The sequence below is a fragment of the Dyella sp. C11 genome (assembly GCF_003121485.1).
GTDB lineage: Bacteria > Pseudomonadota > Gammaproteobacteria > Xanthomonadales > Rhodanobacteraceae > Dyella.
This window is the reverse complement of the sequence record NZ_QAVX01000023.1, coordinates 46,689-68,633: the sequence shown is the minus strand read 5'-3', so window position 1 is coordinate 68,633 and position 21,945 is coordinate 46,689. Positions and strand designations below refer to the sequence as shown.

19 protein-coding genes and 1 tRNA gene are annotated in these 21,945 nt (G+C 64.4%); 12 read left to right on the top strand and 8 right to left on the bottom strand.

The window, feature by feature from the left end:
- Positions 1-106: 106 nt before the first annotated feature.
- From nudC to DK366_RS18250, 7 genes are all read right to left on the bottom strand, one after another.
- Positions 107-1,078 carry an NAD(+) diphosphatase gene (gene nudC / locus DK366_RS18280; RefSeq protein ID WP_109126982.1) on the bottom strand — a complete coding sequence of 324 codons (972 nt, stop codon included), beginning with the start codon at positions 1,076-1,078 and terminating at the stop codon, positions 107-109.
- Between the two features lie 13 nt (positions 1,079-1,091).
- Positions 1,092-1,469, bottom strand: a complete 378-nt coding sequence (gene erpA / locus DK366_RS18275) for an iron-sulfur cluster insertion protein ErpA (RefSeq protein ID WP_109126981.1) — start codon at positions 1,467-1,469, stop codon at positions 1,092-1,094.
- A gap of 46 nt (positions 1,470-1,515) precedes the next feature.
- Positions 1,516-1,944, bottom strand: coding sequence for a polymer-forming cytoskeletal protein (locus DK366_RS18270; protein WP_109126980.1), 429 nt, complete (start codon positions 1,942-1,944; stop codon positions 1,516-1,518).
- Entirely contained in the window at positions 1,931-2,683 is a 753-nt protein-coding gene (locus DK366_RS18265; RefSeq protein WP_109126979.1) for a DUF6776 family protein, read from the bottom strand. Before DK366_RS18265 ends, DK366_RS18270 begins: the two co-directional genes overlap by 14 nt.
- A 104-nt stretch (positions 2,684-2,787) precedes the next feature.
- Positions 2,788-3,258: a bacterioferritin gene (gene bfr, locus DK366_RS18260; RefSeq protein ID WP_109126978.1), complete on the bottom strand. Its 471-nt coding sequence runs from the start codon at positions 3,256-3,258 to the stop codon at positions 2,788-2,790.
- Between the two features lie 153 nt (positions 3,259-3,411).
- A complete protein-coding gene (locus tag DK366_RS18255; RefSeq protein WP_109126977.1) occupies positions 3,412-3,612 on the bottom strand; it encodes a (2Fe-2S)-binding protein in 201 nt (66 codons plus the stop codon).
- Positions 3,613-3,701: 89 nt separating this feature from the next.
- A complete protein-coding gene (locus DK366_RS18250; RefSeq protein ID WP_109126976.1) occupies positions 3,702-4,259 on the bottom strand; it encodes an RNA pyrophosphohydrolase in 558 nt (185 codons plus the stop codon).
- Between the two features lie 180 nt (positions 4,260-4,439).
- On the opposite strand from DK366_RS18250, the gene DK366_RS18245 reads away from it, so the two are divergent.
- The 7 genes from DK366_RS18245 to DK366_RS18220 all read left to right on the top strand — a co-directional run bounded on the left by DK366_RS18245 (position 4,440) and on the right by DK366_RS18220 (position 10,617).
- Positions 4,440-4,516: transfer RNA gene (locus DK366_RS18245), tRNA-Met, on the top strand.
- A gap of 321 nt (positions 4,517-4,837) precedes the next feature.
- On the top strand, positions 4,838-5,053 hold the full coding sequence (locus tag DK366_RS21310) for a hypothetical protein (RefSeq protein ID WP_157956606.1): 216 nt from the start codon (positions 4,838-4,840) through the stop codon (positions 5,051-5,053).
- A 15-nt stretch (positions 5,054-5,068) separates the two neighbouring features.
- Positions 5,069-5,509, top strand: coding sequence for a helix-turn-helix transcriptional regulator (locus DK366_RS18240; RefSeq protein WP_198651623.1), 441 nt, complete (start codon positions 5,069-5,071; stop codon positions 5,507-5,509).
- Positions 5,510-5,513: 4 nt separating this feature from the next.
- Entirely contained in the window at positions 5,514-5,807 is a 294-nt protein-coding gene (locus DK366_RS18235) for a hypothetical protein (RefSeq protein ID WP_109126975.1), read from the top strand.
- A gap of 186 nt (positions 5,808-5,993) precedes the next feature.
- A complete protein-coding gene (xylB, locus tag DK366_RS18230; RefSeq protein WP_109126974.1) occupies positions 5,994-7,508 on the top strand; it encodes a xylulokinase in 1,515 nt (504 codons plus the stop codon).
- Positions 7,509-7,557: 49 nt separating this feature from the next.
- A complete protein-coding gene (gene xylA / locus DK366_RS18225) occupies positions 7,558-8,895 on the top strand; it encodes a xylose isomerase (protein ID WP_109126973.1) in 1,338 nt (445 codons plus the stop codon).
- Positions 8,896-9,183: 288 nt separating this feature from the next.
- On the top strand, positions 9,184-10,617 hold the full coding sequence (locus DK366_RS18220) for a sugar porter family MFS transporter (protein WP_109126972.1): 1,434 nt from the start codon (positions 9,184-9,186) through the stop codon (positions 10,615-10,617).
- A gap of 231 nt (positions 10,618-10,848) precedes the next feature.
- On the opposite strand, the gene DK366_RS18215 is transcribed toward DK366_RS18220, so the two are convergent.
- Entirely contained in the window at positions 10,849-11,925 is a 1,077-nt protein-coding gene (locus DK366_RS18215) for a LacI family DNA-binding transcriptional regulator (protein WP_109126971.1), read from the bottom strand.
- A 214-nt stretch (positions 11,926-12,139) separates the two neighbouring features.
- Between DK366_RS18215 and DK366_RS18210 the strand changes: the two genes are divergently transcribed.
- From DK366_RS18210 to DK366_RS18190, 5 genes are all read left to right on the top strand, one after another.
- Positions 12,140-14,266: an alpha-glucuronidase family glycosyl hydrolase gene (locus tag DK366_RS18210; protein ID WP_109126996.1), complete on the top strand. Its 2,127-nt coding sequence runs from the start codon at positions 12,140-12,142 to the stop codon at positions 14,264-14,266.
- A complete protein-coding gene (locus tag DK366_RS18205) occupies positions 14,263-16,281 on the top strand; it encodes a sialate O-acetylesterase (protein WP_109126970.1) in 2,019 nt (672 codons plus the stop codon). The genes DK366_RS18210 and DK366_RS18205 overlap by 4 nt, the downstream gene beginning before the upstream one ends.
- On the top strand, positions 16,278-17,528 hold the full coding sequence (gene manD / locus DK366_RS18200; RefSeq protein ID WP_109126969.1) for a D-mannonate dehydratase ManD: 1,251 nt from the start codon (positions 16,278-16,280) through the stop codon (positions 17,526-17,528). The genes DK366_RS18205 and manD overlap by 4 nt, the downstream gene beginning before the upstream one ends.
- On the top strand, positions 17,528-19,207 hold the full coding sequence (locus tag DK366_RS18195) for a glycoside hydrolase family 43 protein (protein WP_109126968.1): 1,680 nt from the start codon (positions 17,528-17,530) through the stop codon (positions 19,205-19,207). The genes manD and DK366_RS18195 overlap by 1 nt, the downstream gene beginning before the upstream one ends.
- Positions 19,208-19,307: 100 nt before the next feature.
- A complete protein-coding gene (locus DK366_RS18190) occupies positions 19,308-21,938 on the top strand; it encodes a glycoside hydrolase family 3 protein (RefSeq protein WP_198651624.1) in 2,631 nt (876 codons plus the stop codon).
- The last annotated feature ends 7 nt before the right edge of the window (positions 21,939-21,945 follow it).

Below are 21,945 nucleotides of genomic sequence, written 5' to 3'. Positions count from 1 at the left end.
CAACGCTGTGACACGAATATCGGCCGGGAGGTAACGCATGGCCGCCCGCGCGTCATGCCGCGTGGGCCGGCTTCACGTGACGCCTGAGGCAAGCCTTCGCGGCAACTCAGCGCTTGTGCTGCGCGACCAGTTCGTCCAGCTCCAGGCCGGCCTGCTGACGCAGCCAGTGTTCGAGCAGTCGATAGGAAACCGACAAGGGCAGCGAGGGAAGGAAGCTGCCGTCGGCAATGCCGTTCACGATGTCCTGCGGGGTGAACCAGCGCGCTTCTTCCAACTCGTGGTCGCGCAGGCGGATGGTGCGCGACAACGCCTTGGCGGTGAAACCCACCATGAGCGACTGCGGCAACGGCCAGGGCTGTGAGGAGTGATAGTGCACTTCGCCCACGGCCACGCCGGATTCCTCGGCAACTTCGCGGCGCACGGCATCTTCCAGGGCTTCGCCGGGTTCCACGAAGCCGGCCAGCGTGGAGTAGCGACCTTTCGGCCAGCCCGCCTGGCGGCCCAGCAGGCACGCACCCTCGTGTTCCACGATGACGATGACGGCAGCATCGGTGCGCGGAAAGTGCATGCGGCCGCATTCGGCGTTGGTGCATTGAGCGCGATGACCCGCAGCCACCAGCACCAGCGGCGAGCCGCAAAACGGGCAATGCCGGGTTTCCCGCTGCCAGTGTGCGAGGCCTTTGCCGTAGGCGAACAGGCCGGCTTCGTCGGCGGGCAGCAACAGGCCGATATCGCGCAAGCCGGCGCGGCGCGCGCCCAGGGCCTGTTCCAGATCGGCCGCGCGCTTTTCGTCGTCCACCGCCACCAGGAAACGGGGGGTGTCGCCGGTCAGCCCGAGAAAGCTCGCCTTGTGATCGCCCAGCAGCCGTTCGCGCTCGGCGCTGTTCAACCAGCGCAGCGTGTCGTCACCTGTATGTACGTAGGTCTGGCCCAGCGGATCGATCAGCAGAAAGCGGGCGCGGTCGGAAGCGGCCAGCTCGTTGATCCACATGGTTTCGTCGCGCCGCTCGGCGACGCGATCGAGGATCAGGCTGAGTCCCGCGAAGGTGTTGTGTCGCGGCAAGGTGATGCGATCCATGCCGTGACGGGGCTCAGGTCGAGAAAGAGGAGCCGCAGCCGCAAGTGGTCTTGGCGTTGGGGTTGCGGATGACGAACTGCGAACCGCTCAGGCTTTCCGAGTAGTCGATCTCGGCGCCGGTGAGGTACTGCAGCGACAGCGGGTCGACCAGCAGCGTCACGCCTTCGCGATCGAGTGCGAAATCGTCCTCCGCCTGGGCCTCGTCGAAGGTGAAACCGTACTGGAAGCCGGAGCAACCACCGCCCGTGATGTACACGCGCAGCTTCAGCTCAGGGTTGCCCTCTTCCTGGATGAGCTCGTGCACCTTGCGGGCAGCGGCCTCGGTGAACACCAGCGGGGCGCCGGCGCTGCGGTAGTCGGGAACGATGGGGAGGGGAACGACGGTATCCATGGGACTCAAGTGGGGGTGCGTCTACACGTACGCAAGGATACCGCGATCAGGCCGGTACGGCTTCGGCGCCGGCCAGCGAAGGCGCCGGCAGTTCGCGCGGGGCTTCCGTACCGTGGTGGCTCATACGGCCGTTCACCTGGGCACCGGCGGCCATTTCCAGCGTGCGGTAGTGAACGTCGCCGACCACGCGGGCTTCCTGCGCCAGTTCCAGTCGGTCAGTGGCGTGGATATCGCCGCGAACCTGGCCGTTGATGATGGCGTGAGGCACGCGGATTTCGCCCTGCACGTGGCCGCTCTCGCTCAGGGTAAAGACGGCGCCCTCTTCCTCGGCCAGCACCGAGCCCACGATCTGTCCATCCAGGTGCAGCGCGCCGCTGAAGCGGACATCGCCCTGGATCACGGTGCCGCGGGCGATCAGGCTGGTTTCGTGGCTATGGCTGGAGGGCGCGCGGTCATTGCGCTTACGGTTGAGCATCTTGTTCCCCTTGCGTCGGTGTGAGGTGGCCCGATAGCGCCTCGCCCCAGGCGACCGTGCGCGTCACGGGGTCGTCCCCGGCAGGCTGGGCCTTGATGATCAGGCGGGTGGGCCGAAAGTCTGCAGGCAGCACGATGGTGCCCTGCAACTGTTGAAAATATTTGAAGCGGAACGGCATGCCGTCCTTCTGGGCTGCATCGCCCAGGGCCGGCCAGTCGAGCTGGACCACCTTGTCGCCGCGCAGGCCTTCCACGCTCACCATGGCGTTGCCGGTGACGTCGTCGCCGCGCTTGGCGTTCTGGGTCAGGCTGAAGGTGAGGTTCCAGGCATGGGAATTCTCGACGGGCAGCAGGCGCACTTCCTGCACCTTCAGGCCCTCGCGCTGGGCGTCGCCGCCGGTAAGGCGGGAATAGAAGCCGAGGTCCGCCCGCAGGCCGCTGATTTCCTCTTCGCGCTCGGACAGCGTCTTGCGCAGCGACTGCGTGGCGATATCCGCCACCTGGCCGGCGCGCTGCAGGTTGGTCACCTGTTGCTGGAGCTCATCGTTCTGTTTGGCGAGCGCCTTGACCTGGCGCTGCTCGTTCGCGGCGGGTGTGGCGCGACGGGCAAGCCCACCCACCAGCAGGCCCACGATGACCAGGCTGGTCAGCCAGGCTACGCCCAGCCACAACAGCCGGCGTCGCCCGACAGGCGCGTCGTGCGGTCGTACCACGAAGCGCGGCGGTGGGCGTGAAGCCATGGTTGGCGTTCCCGGGAAAACCCAACGTATAGCCCCGGTGTGCAGAAAGCGTCAAGGAACGGCGGCACGCTTTGGGCTCGCCGTTCCTTGCGCGAAAGGACAAATCAGCTGTCGATCTTCGACTGCAGGTAGCGCTCGGCGCTCAGGTCCTTGATCAGGCTGAACTGGGTTTCCAGCCAGTCGATGTGCTCTTCCTCGTCGTGCAGGATGCCCTTGAACAGGTCGCGGCTGACGAAGTCCGCGATGCCTTCGCTGTAGGCAATGGCTTCGCGCAGGTCTTTCACGGCGGCCATTTCCAGGTCCAGATCACCCTGCAGGCATTCCACCGGGTTTTCGCCGATGCGCAGCTTGCCCAGGTGCTGAAGGTTCGGCAGGCCGTCGAGGAACAGGATGCGCTCGATCAGGTGATCAGCATGCTTCATTTCCTCGATGGATTCCTTGTGCTCGTGCTCGGCCAGCTCGTTGTAGCCCCAGTCCTTGTACATGCGGTAATGCAGCCAGTACTGGTTGATGGCCGTCAGCTCGTTGTAGAGCACCTTGTTGAGGAACTCGATGACCTTGGCGTCGCCCTTCATGAGAAGTCTCCTTTCAGCTCAGAAGGCGACTATACGGCGTCTGTTCAAGGCATGCCGGAACGAGAATGACTCGGAGTTGCGCATGCAAAAACGCGCAGCCTTGGGCCGCGCGTTTCGGGAAAATCCTGGGGATCGGGATCCTGGGGATCGGGCTTAGGCGATCGCGACGACCGGCAACGCCGTCAGTACCTGCTGAACCGCCTTGTCCAAGGTGGCGCGCGCTTCGTCTTCGCAGCAGCCGCAGCAGTCGGAGCAGCCCGTGCGCGCCTGCAGGTCAGCGAACTGATGGACGCCTTCGGAAGCGGCTCGACGGATGTCGCCGTCGGTGACGGCATTACACATGCAGATGTACATGGGTGCGTATGGGAACGCAAATGCGAATGATTGTCAACTAACCGTGTGGCTACTTTTTGACCGGTTCAGCTGCCGGCTGGCCAGAGGCTTCAGGCTGCCGCCTTGCCCTTTCGCGGCGTGTCGTCGTCCCCGTGGCGCTCGGGATGGGGCAAGTCGCCCAGCTGGACGCTCAGCAGGGACTCCACCAGCGGCGCGAAATGGCGCAGCGCCCGCTCGTACACGCTGCGCTTGAAGTTCACCACGTGGGCGGCCGGGTACCAGAAATCCACCCAGCGCCAGTGATCGAACTCGGGCTTCTCGCAGGCGTCCAGGCGCAGGTCGTCTTCCGCGCCCACCAGCCGCAGCAGGAACCACACCTGCTTCTGGCCGATGCAGGTCGGGTGCTGGTGGTGGCGGACATAGCGGCTCGGCAGGCGGTAACGCAGCCAGCCGCGCGTGGCGGCGATCACTTCCACGTGATGCGGGGCAAGGCCGGGTTCCTCTTCCAGCTCGCGGTACATGGCTTCGAGCGGCGTCTCGTCGCTGCGCATGCCGCCCTGGGGGAACTGCCAGCCATCACGATTGACGCGGCGCGCCCAGAACAGCCGGCCGTCCCCGTTCAGAAGGACGATGCCCACATTCGGACGATAGCCATCGACGTCGATCATGTTGCCTCCTGAAACCGGGCGGTGCGGACGACTCAAAATCCGCCACGGCTCGCGGTCGATTCAAGCACAGCGCAGGAAGGCGGGGCAACCGGACCCCTTGAACCGAAAAGCATAGCCCACTACACTGCCGGGCCCTGCCTGATCGACACCACGTCGACGCCTCCGGCAGGCGGCACCCAAGGCTATGTAGCTCAGCCGGTTAGAGCACAGCACTCATAATGCTGGGGTCGGTGGTTCGAGTCCACCCATAGCCACCATTGCGGTTTCCGCAGCCCTTTCGGGCAATCGCCTCCCAAGATCCTCGGTTTCCTGCGTCGTTGACGCGCGGGCGAATGTGGCGCGTGCAGTGTGCTTCGTTATCGCTGGTTTGCCGCGCCACGCCTGCGCAAGCGTTGCGCCTTGAGTGACCAGCGTGCCTCGCCCTTCCTTGTGATCGTCTCCGGGTAATCGTCTCCGGGCCATGTCATGCATGCCGCGGACCATGATGAGTAGACGAATGACTACTCCCCGGTGCGGATAGACGCTGGTCAGGCGCGTGGTTAGTTTCGCCACACACGCCCCTTCACGCATCCGGTCGCATGCCATCGGACCATCGTTTGATTTCGAAAGCGCGGTTGCGGATCGGCAAGTGGATCACGCAAGCGCCGAGCACCATGCGCATCGAGGTCGATCGCATCGGCCGGACACTGCATCGCCATGTCGTGTCATCGAGCGCAATCCCCGGATTTTTCATGCCCAGCCCGGGAATTCACACCCGCTCGATGCGCGGCGCCGACGGCAGTAACACCCTCTAGTCGTTGGCTGCATCCATGATGTCACCCATAGCCCATTTCCAGCTGTCCATGCTGACCCGGCGTGAGCGGGAGATCCTGCAACTGATCGCGTGCGGCATGACCTCGCTCACCATTGCCAATGCGCTTGGCATTTCCATCCACACCGTGCGCCAGCACCGCACCAACATGCGACGCAAGATGGACATGCGCCATCCCGGCGCACTCATCCGCTACGCCATCCTGCAACTGCGCGAACGAAACGTTGGCGGGTGCGGCGAACGGCACGATCTGCTGAGCGCGCGCGAGCGCGAAATCTGCCGGCTCATAGGGCAGGGCGTCACCAACGAAAACATCGCTGCGCAGCTGGGCATCAGTCGGCTCACCGTGCGAAAGCATCGGCAGAACGCCATGCGCAAGTTTGGCGCGCGCGGCACGGTGGATTTCATCCGCTGCGTTGCTGACGTCTTCGTGGAATGACGGGATGGACAGCGCAGTTTCCCCGTTGCGTCCGCCCGATTTCATCGCGATGTTCGCGCAGGGTCCCCACGGCGATGAGACGCCGTCGGGTGACACCTGGCATACGGTGCTTTCCGTGCAGAGCCATTGCTGGTCTGCGCGAGTTCGACTGATCGAGCGGATCGATGGTGCCGGCACCATGGCCGAGGTGTGGCTGTGTCAGCGCGCCAGCGCGTTGTGCATGTTTCCCGCGCGTACCGAATTCCTCGCCTGGCAGGGTGGCGAGATTCGCCGGGGCTATGTCATGGCGGTGGCGTGATGCCGGGTTTTGGTGTTCCCAGGCCGGTCCGGGCGCTTTTTTGCACCGCGACATGGCATTTGCATCGCGCGCTAGTAGAGTCGCCCCACAGGCAACCTCCAATCGGGTGGACACGCGTCCGTTGATTGGGGGTTTTATTAGCGATTGTGATGGTAGCGCTAACATTTCAGGGGTTGGGGGGCAGGTATGGGTTTGGTCGTTGGACTCGATGTGGGTACCCAGAGCGTCAAGCTGGTGGCCTACGATGCGCACACGCGCCGCGTGGTCTCGACGCATGGCCATCCCCTGGAATTGATCGCCGGCGACGACGGCAGCCGTGAGCAGAAGACTGAGTGGTGGATCGATGCGATCCGCGCGTGCTTCGGCAAGCTCGATGCCTCGTCGCGCGCGCAAGTGCAGGCGATTGGCGTATCTGGCCAGCAGCACGGCTTCGTGCCGCTGGATGCGGCCGGCAATGTGCTGGCGCCGGCCAAGCTGTGGTGCGACACCAGCACGCAGCGCGAATGCGATGAGATCATGGCCGCCGCGGGTGGCGCGCAGCGCTGCGTGGACATCGCGGGCAATCCCATCCTCGCCGGCTACACGGCATCGAAATTGCCGTGGACGCGCAAGCACCGTCCGGACGTCTATTCGAAACTTGCCACCATCCTGCTTCCGCACGACTACGTGAACTTCTGGCTCACGGGTGAGCGGTGGATGGAATACGGCGACGCCTCCGGCACCGGCTGGCTGGACGTGCGCACGCGCCGGTGGTCGCCCGAGATGCTCAAGGCAACCGATCCGGATCGCGATCTTTCCGCGTGTCTGCCGCCGCTGGTTGAAGCCGACGCTGGCTTCCTGATTTCGCCTTCCATCGCCGATGAACTGGGATTGCCACACACCGTGCGCGTGTCAGCGGGCGGTGGCGACAACATGATGGCGGCCATCGGTACCGGCAACGTCGAGGCCGGCGTGCTGAGCATGAGTCTCGGCACGTCAGGCACGTTGTTCGCGTTTGCCGACCACGCCGTGGTGGATCAGGGCGCCGGCTGGGCCGCGTTCTGTTCGTCCACCGGTGGATGGCTGCCGCTGATCTGCACCATGAACTGCACCATCGCCACCGAGAGCGTGGCGAAGGCGTTCAACTTCAGCGCACGCGACGGAGATACCGTGATGGCGGGCACGCAGCCCGGCGCCGGTGGCCTGGTGATGTTGCCGTTCTTCAACGGCGAGCGCACACCGGACATGCCGTACGCGCGCGGCAGCCTGCACGGTGCGGATCTCAACAACCTCACGCGCGCCAACATCTATCGCGCCGCGATGGAAGGTGCCACGTATGCCCTGCGCAACGGCTACGACGCGTTGCTGGCGGCGGGCCTCACGTTCAGTGCCATTCGCCTCACCGGCGGCGGCAGCCATAGCGCCGCGTGGCGACAGATGGTTGCCGACATCTTCGATCTTCCCGTGGAAGTGCCGCTGCAAGCCGAGGGCGCCGCGTTCGGTGCCGCCTTGCAGGCGCTGTGGGCGCTCGACCATGCCAACGGCGGCCATGCCGACCTCGCCGCCATCGCGCGCGAGCACGTCCTTATCGCTCCCGGACTTTCCACGCGTCCGGAAGCCAAAAGCGTTGCGGCCTATCAGGGCCATTACCACCAGTTCCTGCGCCACCTCGACGTGGCCAGATCGTTCTATGCGAATCCCCCGGCAGCGGGCGCCGTCTGACTACCGCCGAGTTTGCATCGACCTCACCTTCCGACCAGGACTCGAATTCATGAGCACTCCCTTCATCGGTAAACGCGAATTTTTCCCCGGCATCGGCCGCATCCCGTTCGAGGGTCTTGGCTCGGACAATCCGCTGGCGTTCAAGCATTACGACGCGAACAAGAAGATCGGCGACAAGACCATGGCCGAGCATCTGCGTTTCGCCGTGTGCTACTGGCACACGTTCTGCAACGCCGGCCACGATCCGTTCGGCCCGGGCACGCGCGTGTATCCGTGGGATGCCGACGCCGCGCCGCTTGCCCGTGCGGAAGCAAAGATGGACGCCGCGTTCGAGTTCTTCACCAAGCTCGGCGTGCCCTACTACTGCTTCCACGACATCGACATGGCGCCCGACGCCGATGACGTGGGCGAATACGAAAAGAACCTCAAGCACATGGTGGCGCTCGCCAAGGAGCGTCAGCAGGCCACGGGCATCAAGCTGCTGTGGGGTACGGCCAACCTGTTCAGCCATCCGCGCTACATGAATGGTGCGGCGACCAACCCGGACTTCGCCGTGGTGGCGCGCGCCGGCGTGCAGATCAAGGCGGCGCTGGACGCCACGGTGGAACTGGGTGGTGGCAACTACGTGTTCTGGGGTGGCCGCGAAGGCTATGCCTCGCTGCACAACACCAACATGAAGCGCGAGCTGGATCACTTCGCACGCTTCCTGACCATGGCGCGCGACTACGGTCGCAGCATCGGCTTCAAGGGCAATTTCCTGATCGAGCCCAAGCCGATGGAGCCGATGAAGCACCAGTACGATTTCGACTCGGCCACGGTGGCGGGTTTCCTCCAGAAGCACGGGCTGGACAAGGATTTCAAGCTCAACATCGAAGCCAACCACGCTACGCTTTCGGGTCACACCTTCGAGCATGACCTGCAGGTGGCCTCGGATCACGGCCTGCTTGGCAGCATCGATGCCAACCGCGGCAACGCGCAGAACGGCTGGGATACCGACCAGTTCCCGAGCGATCTGTACGACACCGTGGGCGCCATGCTGGTCGTGCTGCGCCAGGGTGGTCTTGCGCCGGGTGGCCTCAACTTCGACGCCAAGGTGCGCCGCGAGTCGACGGACGCGGACGATATCTTCATGGCCCACATCGGCGGCATGGACGCATTCGCGCGCGGCCTGGAAGTGGCGCACGCGTTGCTCACGCAGTCGCCGCTGGAGCAGTGGCGCAAGCAGCGCTACGCCAGCTTCGACAGCGGTGCCGGTCACGACTTCGAGCAGGGCAAGTTCGGTCTTGCCGACCTGCGTGACCTGGCGGCCAAGGGCGGCGAGCCGGCCAAGACCAGCGGCAAGCAGGAGCGCTACGAGAACCTGATCAATCAGTACCTCGTGCGTTGATGTCGTCGGGCGCGGCAGGTCCGCGCGCGATCTGGGCCTTGGTTCAAGTGCGCCAGGAAGATGCCCAAGGCAAGGCTTTTTGCTCGTCATCCCTGCGATAGCAGGGATCCAGCGACTCCAAGCTCGTGCCAAAGGAGAACGTCACTGGATTTCTGCTTTCGCAGGAATGACGGTGAAGGGAATGAGCTTCCTGGCAAGACCTTGAGCGGGCTCTGGGTGGTTGGCAAGGCATCCGGGGACGATGCCTTGTTGATCTGGGGAGAAAAAACGACATGAGACATCGACGGCATGAACAGCGTTCTGCTTGATAGCGCGGTTGGCACGAAGCACGCGGAAAACACCCGACTCATCGTCCAGATCAGCTGCGTGGCCACGCTGGGTGGCTTCCTGTTCGGTTTCGACAGCGGCGTCATCAACGGCACCGTCGATGGCCTGAAGCAAACCTTCCATTCCAGTTCCACCGGCGTGGGCTTCGAAGTGGCGTCCATGCTGCTTGGCTGCGCGCTCGGTGCGTTCTTCGCGGGTCGCGTGTCCGACTATTGGGGGCGCCGTTCCGTCCTCATCATTTCGTCGCTGCTGTTTCTCCTCTCGGCGCTGGGAGCGGGTGCTGCAGCGTCATCCGCCTTCTTCATCTTTGCGCGCATCACGGGTGGTTTTGCCGTGGGTGCGGCAAGCGTGATCGCGCCGGCCTATATCGCGGAAGTCGCGCCCGCGCGCTATCGCGGTCGACTGGCTACCGTGCAGCAGATCGCCATCATCAGCGGCTTGTTCACGGCGTTCCTCAGCAATTTTCTGCTGGCGCGTGCGGCGGGCTCGTCTACCGGCACGTTGTGGCTCGGCCAGGATGCGTGGCGCTGGATGTTCTGGATGCAGGCGCTGCCTTCATCGCTGTTCTTCGTGTCGCTGCTTTTCATTCCCGAAAGCCCGCGCTTTCTCGTGGTACGCAAGCGGGATGTGGAAGCATCCGCCGTGCTCACGCGTCTTTACGGTGAAAGCGAGGCGCGCGCCAAGCTGGCAGACATCGGCGCGTCGCTGGCACAGGATCGTCATCGCCCACGCCTTTCGGACCTGCTCGACAAAGCGAGCGGTCGCGTGCGCCCCATCGTGTGGGTCGGCATTGGCCTGGCCACGTTCCAGCAGCTTGTGGGCATCAACGTGGTGTTCTATTACGGCGCCGTGTTGTGGCAAGCCGTAGGCTTCTCGGAAGCCGATGCACTGCTCATCAACGTGTTCTCCGGTGCGCTCAGCATCGCGGCGTGCCTGGTGGCCGTGATGCTGATCGACAAGGTGGGTCGAAAGCCGCTGCTGTGGGTCGGTTCGGTGGGCATGGCCGTCACGCTCGCACTCGTCACCTGGGCCTTCTCGCATGCAGGTCTCGACGCCAGTGGCAAGTTGAGCCTGCCGCCCGCGATGGGCACGCTGGCGCTGGTCGCCGCCAACGCCTACGTCGCGTTCTTCAACATGTCGTGGGGCCCGGTGATGTGGGTCATGCTGGGCGAAATGTTTCCCAACCAGATCCGCGGTTCGGGTCTTGCCGTGGCTGGCGCCGCGCAATGGACGTCCAACTTCCTGATCACCGTGACGTTCCCGGTGCTGCTTACCAGCATTGGTCTTGCTGGCGCCTATGGGCTCTACGCTGCGGTCGCCGCGCTGTCGATCGTGTTCGTGCTCAAGTGCGTGCACGAAACACGCGGCAAGGAACTGGAACAGATGGAGGGCTGAGGCGTGCGCGCGCAGGTTGGTCCCGTGTCCAGACGCCGCTTCGCCGTCATTTTCGCGGGCCCCGAAAAAGGGTCGGGCGCGGGAAGCGGGTTTCTTCCACCCTTCGGTGACGCTCCAAAGGCGCCGGATTCCCGCCTTCGCGGGAATGACGGTGGGGAAGACTTGAAGCTGGCGTCGGACAGGATCGCTGCGGCACCCCAATGTCCGGGATGTGGGCGGCGTGGTGTTGCCTCAACCGCGCTTGCGGCCCGTGGCGACGGGCGGCGCGACGGAGTCGCGCTGTACCAGCTGATGCGCCACGACATGGTCGACGACCACCTTGGTCTCCGTGTCCTTGCGGCGGATCGTGCGCTGCAGGATGTCGACGGCCGAATCGGCCATGCTGGCGATCGGCTGGCGCACGGTGCTGATCTCCGGCCACACGGTGGTGGCGGCGGACGTATCGTCGAAGCCCACGATGGAAATGTCGCGCGGCACTTCAAGGCCGCGGCGATGCGCCACGGACACCGCAGCCGAGGCCATGTCGTCGTTGCTGGCGAAGATGGCCGTGGGCGGCTGCTTCAGCGACAGCAGCTTCTCCACCGCGTCCAGTCCGGAGCGGTAGGTGAAGTAACCCTGCTGCACCAGCGCTGCATCCGGGGCGATGCCGGCCTCCTTGAGCGCAGCCTGGTAACCCTCGAATCGCCGCGCGCTGGCCGTCTGGTTGGGATGGCCCTTCACGAAGGCGATGCGTGTGTGGCCCATGCGGATCAGGTGTTCGGTGACTTCCTTGCTGGCGAGGAAGTCGTCGATGCGCACGCTGGAAATGTCGTGATTGAATCGACCCGAGGCAATCGCCACCACCGGCACGCCCGCTTCCACCAGTTCCTCGATCACCACCTTGGACTCGCACAGCGGCGGCGGCAGGATGACGCCGGCCACGCTGCGGGCCAGCGCACGCGCGGCCTTGCGGTCGCCGTTGGCGTCGAGCTCGTCCCAGTCCTCGATCACCAGCTGCGCGGCCGTGCGCGCGGCGCCGCGCAGCGCGCCCAGCAACAGCTCGCGCAGATAGGCGGCCGACGGGTTGGTGTAGATCAGTGCAATGCGCGCGTCCTGCGCGGCAGCGAGCGAGCTGGCGGCAAGGTTGGGGATGTAGCCCAGCTCGCGCACCGCTTCCATTACGCGTTCACGCGTCGCATCGCGGACCTTGCTGTGTCCGTTGACCACGCGCGATACCGTCATGGGCGATACCTTGGCGAGCGCGGCCACGTCGTCGATGGTGACCGAACCGCCCTTGCGGCGGACCGATTTCTTCCCTGTCTTCTTCATTGCCGTTCCCCCTCGCGCGGTCGATTCCGCAGAGCCCGTGCCATGCTGGCCGCGGGGTCATTTCGACTGTGATTCTGGCTCAGATATGGACACATGTTCGCATATGTTAGCGTTAACTGTTTTTCTAACATCGGGCGCCGGGAAGCGCGTCACAAGGGCTGCTGCCCTCGGCCGGCGCGCGCGATGGGGCGTCGTGCTTCCTGCCTGCCTGCTGATGTTGTGCGGCTTGCTGGGTCCAGGCGCGGCCCGCGCCGAAGATGGCTATGACCTGTGGCTCCGTTACCACACGCTGCCGACTGCCGTGGTGCACGGCTACCGTTCGCATGCCACGGAGCTTGTCGCGCCCACGTCCATGCCCACGCAGCAGGTGACCCGCCAGGAGCTTCAACGCGGCCTGGATGGGCTCATGGGCCGGACAACGCCCCTGCGCGATTCGGTCGACAGCGATGGCGCCATCGTGGTGGGAACGCCCGCCTCATCCCCCGTCGTGGCTCGCCTGAAGCTCGATACCAAAGCCTTGGGCAAGGACGGTTATCTGATCCGCACCACCGCCGTCGACGGCCATGCGGTGACGGTGGTTGCGGCCGATAGCGATGTCGGCGCGCTTTACGGCGCGTTCCACCTGCTTCGCCTCATGCAGACGCAGCAACCGCTCGACCATGTCGACGTACGCGAAACGCCCAAGCTTCAGCTGCGCGTGCTCGACCATTGGGACAACCTCAACGGCCACGTGGAGCGCGGCTACGCCGGTAATTCGCTTTGGAACTGGCAGAAGTTGCCTGGCTGGCTCGACCCGCGCTACACCGATTACGCGCGCGCCAACGCGTCCATCGGCATCAACGGCACCGTACTCAACAACGTCAACGCGCAGGCAGCGGTGCTCACGCCGTTGTACCTGCAGAAGGTGAAGGCGCTGGCGGGCGTGTTTCGTCCCTACGGCATTCGTGTCTACCTCAGCGTGAAGTTCAGTGCGCCCATCGAGATCGGCGGATTGAAAACCGCCGATCCATTGGACCCGCAGGTGCAGCGTTGGTGGCATGAGAAAGCCAACGAGATCTACGCGCTCATTCCCGATTTCGGCGGCTTCCTGGTCAAGGCCAATTCCGCAGGCCAGCCTGGCCCGCAGGATTACCATCGCACGCACGCCGACGGCGCCAACATGCTGGCCGATGCGCTGGCGCCGCATGGTGGCGTGGTGATGTGGCGCGCGTTCGTCTACTCGCAGGACAACACCGACGATCGTGCCAAGCAGGCGTACACCGAGTTCAAGCCGCTGGATGGCAAGTTCCGCGCGAACGTGCTGCTGCAGGTGAAGAACGGCCCCATCGATTTCCAGCCGCGCGAACCGTTCAACCCGTTGTTCGGCGCCATGCCGAAAACGCCGTTGATGATGGAATTCCAGGTCACCAAGGAATATCTCGGCTTTGCCACGCACCTGGTGTATCTCGGTCCGCTGTTCGAGGAAGTGCTGCGCGCCGACACCATGGCGCAGGGCAAGGGCTCGACGGTGGCGAAGGTCGTCGACGGCCAGCTCGACCACCACACGCTCACCGGTATCGCGGGCGTGGCGAACATTGGCGCGGATCGTGACTGGACCGGATCGGATTTCAACCAGGCGAACTGGTACGCGTACGGACGTCTTGCCTGGAATCCCGATGCATCATCGCGTGACATCGCGAATGACTGGGTGCGCATGACTTTCAGCAACGACAGCGCCTTCGTCGCTTCCGTCGTCGACATGATGATGCTCTCGCGCGAAGCGGTGGTGGACTACATGACGCCACTCGGCCTGCATCACCTGATGGGTCACGGCCACCACTACGGGCCGGAACCGTGGGACGCCAGCGGCCCGCGCGCGGACTGGACGCCGGTGTATTACCACCGCGCCGATCACGACGGCATCGGTTTTGACCGCGGCAGCACGGGCAGCAACGCAGCGGCGCAGTACGCACCGCCTGTGGCCGCCGAGTTCAACGATGCGCACCGCACGCCGGAAGCCTTCCTGCTCTGGTTCCACCACTTGCCGTGGACCTGGCGCATGGCATCCGGCCGGACGCTGTGGGATGCGCTGGTCGACCACTACACGACCGGCGTGAACGATGTGGCGACGATGCGGGCGACATGGTCGCGCCTCGATGGCGTGATCGATGCGGAACGCTATCGCAAGGCGTCTGCCTTCCTCGCCATCCAGCAGGACGAGGCGCAGTGGTGGCGCGACGCATCCATCGCCTATTTCCAGAGTCTCAATGGATTGCCGCTGCCCGCGGGCTACCAGCCGCCGGCGCATCCGCTCAGCTACTACCAATCCCTCACGTTCCCCTATGTCCCGGGCTATCAATGAAGATTGACCAGATCATGCGGAAGGTTTCCACGGCGTCATTGCTGGCGCTGTGCTGTGTCGGCTCCTTCGCCGCGCGCGCGGCGGATGCTGCTGCGCCGCTGCTCAACCCGCTGTTCCAGGATCACGCCATCCTGCAGCGTGACCAGCCCAATCACGTGTGGGGTCATGCGAAAGCGGGTGACCAGGTCACGGTGACGTTCGCGGGCAAGAAGGCCAGCGCAAAGGCAGACACCAGCGGACGCTGGGAAATCTCGCTGCCTGCCGTGCATGCCGGCGGCCCTTATGTGTTGACGGCGACGACCAGGAGCGGCGCATCGCAAACCATCAACGACGTGCTGGTGGGCGACGTCTGGCTGTGCACGGGCCAGTCCAACATGGTGCTGCAGGTGAAGCGCTCGCTCGATGCACGCGCGGAAGTGCAGAACGCGTCGAACGACCGCATCCGCATGCTCACCGTCGACAACGTCAGCAGCGTGACACCGCTGGACAGCATTCCCGCCACGGATCGCTGGCTGAAGACCACGCCCGAGAACGTGCCGGAGTTTTCGGCGGCCTGTTATTTCTTCGCGCGTGAATTGCAGAAGACCCAGGACGTGCCGATGGGTCTGGTTGTATCCGCCTGGGGTGGCTCGCGCATCCAGCCGTGGATGAGTGCACAGGCGCTGCGCAAGGTTGGTGGCTACGATGCACCGCTCGACCTGCTTGCGTTGTACGCCATGGATCGCCAGAAGGCCGGCGAGCAGTGGGACACGCAGTGGCGTGCATGGTGGCATTCGCGTCCCGGCGTCACCGCGAACGATGAGCCGTGGAATCCTGCGCATGTCACGCAGGAAGGCTGGCAGACCGCGCCGCTGGACAAGGGAGCGTGGCAGCGCTGGGGCAAGCCGGAACTGGCCAATTTCACGGGCACCGTGTGGTATCGCACCGTGGTGAAGCTCACCTCTGCGCAGGCAGCGCAGGCGGCCACGTTGCAACTGAGCACGGTGAACGAAGCCGACCAGACCTGGGTGAACGGACGCTGGGTGGGCACTACTTATGGTGGCGATCCGCGTTCTTACGCCATTGCCCCGGGAACGTTGCATGAGGGCGACAACCTCATCGCCATCAACGTGCTCAATACGTATCGCGACGGCGGCCTTTACGGCGATGCGTCGCAGCGCGCCTTGCATCTGGCCGGCGGCAGCAACGTATCGCTGGCCGATCACTGGCAGTACCGCGCGGTGCCGTCGAGCTATGGCCCGCCGCCCAGCGTGCCGTGGCAATCCACGCAAGGCCTTTCCACCATCTACAACGGCATGATCGCACCGCTCGCCGATTTCACCTTCCGCGGTGCGCTCTGGTACCAGGGCGAGTCCAACACCAGCGATCCGGCGCACTACCAGGCACTGCTGGAAGCGTTGCGCACCGATTTCCGCGAACGGTTTGGAGCGAAGTTGCCGATGCTGATCGTGCAGCTGGCCGGCTACGGTGCGGCGCCCACGCATCCCACCGAAAGTGGCACGGCCGGCATTCGCGAAGCGCAGCGCCTGGCCGCTGCCGGCGATGCGAATTCGGGCCTGGCGGTTGCCGTGGATATTGGCGAGCGCACCGACATTCATCCGGCCAACAAGCAGGAGCTGGGTCGCCGCCTCGCGCGCGCCGCGCGCCATGTGATCTATGGCGAAAAGAACCTTCCGCCCTCTGGCCCCGTGCCGGTAGCTGCGCAACGCCAGGACGACGCCGTGAGCGTGCGCTTCAGTGATGTCACCGACGGGCTCGTTGTCTACGGCGCGGATCATCCCGTGGGCTTCGAACTCTGCGGCGCACAGGCCGGTACCTGCCACTACGCCGATGCGGACGTGCATGGCGACACGGTGATGCTGCGTGCAGCCATGGCCGGCGCAGATATCACCCGCGTGCGCTACTGCTGGGCTGACAGTCCGGTGTGCACGCTCTACGACCACTCGGGACTGCCCGCCGGCCCCTTTGAACTGCCCCTCACGTCAAACCGCGCTTCCCAGGACAGCCATCCATGAGCACCACCGCCGTTGCTTCCCATGCTTCCGCCCGTGATCGCGAAATTGTCGACGCCAAGGTCATCGTCACCTGCCCCGGCCGCAATTTCGTCACGCTGAAGATCACCACGCGCTCGGGCGTCACCGGCCTGGGTGATGCCACGCTCAACGGTCGCGAACTGGCCGTGGCGTCGTACCTGCAGGATCACGTGGTGCCGAACCTGATCGGCCGCGATGCGGGTCGTATCGAAGATATCTGGCAGTTCTTCTACCGCGGTGCGTACTGGCGTCGCGGCCCGGTGACGATGACCGCCATCGCCGCCGTCGACGTGGCGCTGTGGGACATCCTGGGCAAGTTTTCCAACCAGCCGATCTATCAGTTGCTGGGCGGCCGCTCGCGCGAAGGCGCGCTGGTGTATGGCCATGCCAATGGTCGCGACATCAGCGAAGCCAGCGAAGAAGTCGGCCGCTTCCGCGAGATGGGTTTCCTTGCCATTCGCGCGCAGTGCGGCGTGCCCGGCGTGAAGAAAGCCTATGGTATTTCCGTGGGCGGCAAGCCCTACGAGCCGGCGGAAAGCGAACTGCCCACGGAAACGGTGTGGTCCACGCCGCGCTACCTGGAGATCGTGCCGCAATTGTTTGAACGCTTGCGCGCCGATCACGGCAACGAAGTGGAATTGCTGCACGACGTGCATCACCGCCTTACGCCCATCGAGGCCGCGCGCCTGGCACGCAGCGTGGAGCCGTACCGCCTGTTCTGGCTGGAAGACGCCACGCCGGCCGAAAACCAGAAATCGTTCGAGCTGATCCGCCAGCACTCGGTGACGCCGCTGGCCGTGGGCGAAGTGTTCAATTCGATCTGGGACTGCAAGCACCTCATCGAAAACCAGCTGATCGACTACATCCGCACCACCATCGTGCACGGCGGCGGCATTACCCATCTGCGTCGCCTCGCTGACTTCGCCGGGCTGCATCAGGTGCGCACGGGATTCCACGGCGCGACGGATCTTTCGCCCGTATGCATGGGTGCAGCGTTGCACTTCGATACGTGGGTGCCCAACTTCGGTATCCAGGAATACATGTTCCATGCCGACGAAACCAACGAAGTATTCCCGCACGACTACGAGTTCCGCGCCGGTCGCCTGCACTGCGGCGAGACGGCGGGCCACGGCGTCACCATCGACGAAAAACTCGCCGCTCGCTTCCCTTATTCGCCCAAGCAGCTGCCCATCGCGCGCCTGGAAGATGGCTCGATGTGGGATTGGTGATGACGTTGCTCCGGCGGCTGTGCGTCCTGTGGCTGTGTTTGCTTGCCGTTGCCGGCACGCAAGCGCATGCCCAGGATGCCGTGCTGTTCGATGCTTTCGACTACGAAGGCCACGACCCGGCCTTCGAGCAGCCGCTGCCGCCGGATCACTACCGCAACCCCGTGCTGGCCGGTTTCTATCCCGACCCCAGCGTGGTGCGCGCGGGTGACATGTTCTATCTGGTGAATTCCAGCTTCGGCTATTTCCCCGGTATTCCCGTTGCCGAAAGTCGCGACCTGGTGCACTGGCAGACCATCGGCCATGTGCTCGATCGTCCCGGTGAAGTGAAGCTCGATGGATTGGGCGCCTCGCGCGGCGTATTTGCACCCGCCATCGCGTATCACGATGGCACCTTTTACGTGGTCAACACCGTGGTGGATGGCGGCGGCAATTTCATCGCCACGGCAAAACATGCCGCGGGCCCGTGGTCCAATCCCATGTGGTTGCGCGATGTCGATGGCATCGATCCATCCTTGTTCTTCGATGACGATGGCAAGGCCTATCTGCTCAACAACGGTGCACCGGAAGGCGAGCCGTTGTACGAAGGTCACCGTGCCATCTGGTTGCAGCAGATCGATGTCACCGCGGGAAAGATGCTGGGCGCACGCAAGGTGATCCTCAACGGCGGCACCGACATCGCGAAGAAGCCGATCTGGATCGAAGGGCCGCACCTGTACAAGCGCAACGGCTGGTACTACCTGATGTGCGCGGAAGGCGGCACGGGTCCGCAGCATTCCGAAGTGGTGTTGCGCAGCCGTTCGGTGTGGGGCCCGTATGTCGCCTATGAAGGCACCCCCATCCTTACCCAGCGCGACCTGCCCGACGACCGGGCGGAGCCAATAATCAATGCCGGTCATGCGGATCTGGTGGAAGCCGCCGACGGCAGCTGGTGGGCGGTGTTCCTGGCCAGTCGCGCGTACGATGGCACGCACTACAACACGGGTCGCGAAACCTACCTTTTGCCCGTCACGTGGAAGAACGACTGGCCGATCATTCTGCCGAAAGAGCAGGCGATTCCGCGCGTTGCCGCGGGTCCTTCCTTCATGCAGCGCAACCAGGCGCAGGCGCCGATCAGCGGCAACTTCCATTGGCACGACGACTTCGACAAGCCAACCCTGGACTCGGCGTGGATGTTCATGCGCGCGCCCGCGCAGTCTTGGGCAGATCTGGCATCGCACCCGGGGAAGCTCGCGATCCATCCGCTCCCGTTGGACCTGGACACCCGCGACAACCCGTCGTTCCTCGCGCGACGGCAGCAACACCTCGTATTCGAAGCGAGCACGTCGCTGGAAGTGCCGACGGAAACCGGTGTTGAAGCCGGCATCGCCGCGTTCCAGAACGAGCGCTACTGGTATGCGTTCGGCGTGCAGCGGAAGGGAAAAAGCCTGCTGCTCACGTTGCGCCGCCATCGCGGCGATGAAGTGGCCGTGGTCGCCACGGCCGCGTTGCCGCCGGGCGTCCACACCTTGGCACTGAAAATCACCGGCAACGGTGGCGTCTACGGCTTCGCATACAACGCGGGCGACGGGTGGAAGTGGCTGGAACAACACGCGGACGGCACGGTGCTTAGCACCGATGTGGCCGGCGGATTCATCGGCACAACGCTGGGGCCTTATGCCCGTCGTCTGGGCCACGGGTAAAGGACGGAGCAAGGGGATGTCGATGGGAACGAAGCCAACAGGACGCGGCATGCTCCGCACGGTGATCGCAGTGGCACTGCTGGCTGCAGGTTTGCCCTGCATGGCTGTGGCAGCGAGCACAGGCGCCGGCAACGCAAAGACGCCGGAGACACCGGTGTATCTCGACCTCAACCGGAGCTTCGAGGATCGTGCCGCCGATCTCGTCGCTCGCATGACGCTGGAAGAGAAAGTCGCGCAGATGATGAATGCCGCGCCGGCCATTCCACGTCTTGGCGTGCCCGCGTACGACTGGTGGAACGAGGCATTGCACGGCGTCGCGCGCGCGGGCGAGGCCACGGTGTTTCCGCAGGCCATCGGCATGGCAGCCACGTTCGACACCTCGTTGATGGCGCAGGTGGCGGATGCCATCAGCGACGAGGCGCGCGCCAAGCATCAAGAGTTCCTGCGCCGCGACATGCACGCGCGCTACCAGGGGCTCACGTTCTGGTCGCCCAACATCAACATCTTCCGCGACCCGCGCTGGGGCCGCGGCCAGGAAACGTACGGCGAAGATCCCTTCCTTACCTCGCGCATGGGCGTCACCTTCGTGCGCGGCCTGCAGGGCGACGACCCGACTTACCGCAAGCTCGATGCCACCGCCAAGCATTTCGCGGTGCATAGCGGGCCCGAGTCGGAACGCCATCGTTTCGATGTGCATCCGGAAGAGCGGGACCTGTATGAAACCTACCTGCCGGCCTTCCAGGCCCTGGTGCAGGAAGGCAAAGTCGATGCCGTGATGGGCGCGTACAACCGCGTCAACGGCGAATCGGCATCGGCCAGCCAGTTGCTGTTGCAGGACGTGCTGCGCAAGGACTGGGGCTTCACCGGCTACGTGGTGTCCGATTGCGATGCCGTGGAAGACATCTTCCTTCATCACCAGATCGTGCCCACGGCCGAACAAGCCGCGGCGCTGGCCGTGAAGAAAGGCGACGATCTCAACTGCGGCCACACCTACGCGGCGCTCACCCAAGCCGTGAAACAGGGGCTGATCAGCGAAGCGGAGATCGATGCATCACTGACGCGCCTGATGCTCGCGCGCTTCCGCCTCGGCATGTTCGATCCGCCGGAGCGCGTGCGCTGGGCGCAGATTCCCTACTCGGTGAACCAGTCTCCCGAGCACGATGCGTTGGCGCGGCGCGCGGCGGACGAATCCATCGTGTTGCTCAAGAACGACGGCGTACTGCCGCTTAAATCCAGCTTGCGTCGCATCGCGGTGATCGGCCCCACGGCAGATGACGTAACGGCGTTGCTGGGCAACTACCACGGCACGCCGACTGCGCCGGTGACCATCCTGCAGGGCATTCGCGCCGCGGTACCGCAGACGGAAGTGGTCTATGCCAAGGGCGCCACGCTGGTGGAAGGCTTCGACGATCAAAGCGGATTTCCACTGATTGACGCGGCGTACCTGCGTCCATCGGCGGATTCATCCGAGCATGGACTCAAGGGCGAGTATTTCCGCGGCGGGGATTTTTCCACGACTCCCGTGATGACGCGCGTGGACAGCAAAGTGGGTTTTCGCTGGGATCACAGCGCGCCCACCGACGATCTCATCACACGCGGCGAATTGCCTGCCGACCAGGCGCTGGATGCCACCCACTTCAGCGCGCGCTGGAGCGGCCAGCTGGTGCCGCCCAAGAGCGGTCGCTACGAGCTGAGCGCGGCCGCGTCGCAAGGCTATCGCCTGTATGTCGATGGGAAACTCGTGCTCGATGCGTGGAGTGCAGACAACGCTGCACATGCCACCAGCGTGCCGCTGGATCTGCAAGACGGCAAGGCGTACGACATCCGCCTCGATTACACCAAGGCCGACCACAACGCCGATGTGCGCCTCGCCTGGCGCATGCCGGGCGCCAAGCCGCCGTTCGAGGAAGCCATGGATGCGGCAAGACATGCCGATGCCATCGTCTTTGTCGGCGGCTTGAACAGCGATATCGAAGGCGAAGAAATGAAGGTGAACTACCCCGGGTTTGCCGGTGGCGACCGTACCGACCTGCGCCTGCCTGCCACACAGGAAAAGCTGCTGGAAGCCCTTCGTCGCACGGGCAAGCCGGTAGTCCTGGTGCTCACCTCCGGTTCCGCACTCGCAGTTGATTGGGCTCAACAACATCTGCCGGGCATCGTGCTCGCGTGGTATCCCGGCCAGCGGGGCGGCAATGCCGTCGCCGATGTGCTATTCGGCAATACCAATCCCTCCGGGCGCTTGCCCGTCACGTTCTACAAGGCGGACGAGAAGCTCCCCGCTTTCGACGACTACCGCATGGAAGGCCGTACCTATCGCTATTTCAAGGGCACGCCGCTGTATCCCTTCGGCTATGGCCTTTCGTACACCACGTTCGGCTACTCGGATATCCAGCTGGATCAGTCGAGCGTGGGTGCCGATGGGCAGCTCAAGGTTACGTTGAAAGTGAAGAACACCGGCAAGCAGGCAGGCGATGAGGTGGTGCAGCTCTACGTGCGAGCCGCGCACAACGGCCCGTGGCGTTCCAACAAGGACCTGCGCGGCTTCCAGCGGGTGAGCCTGGAAGCGGGTGAAGAAAAAAGCGTGAGCTTCGACATCGCGCCGCGCAACGACCTGCGCTATTACGATGACACCCGCCACGCGTACGCCGTGGACCCGGGTCGCTACGCGGTGCAGGTGGGTGCATCCAGCGCCGACATTCGACTCACCGCATCTTTCGACGTGCGCGACTGACGGAGAT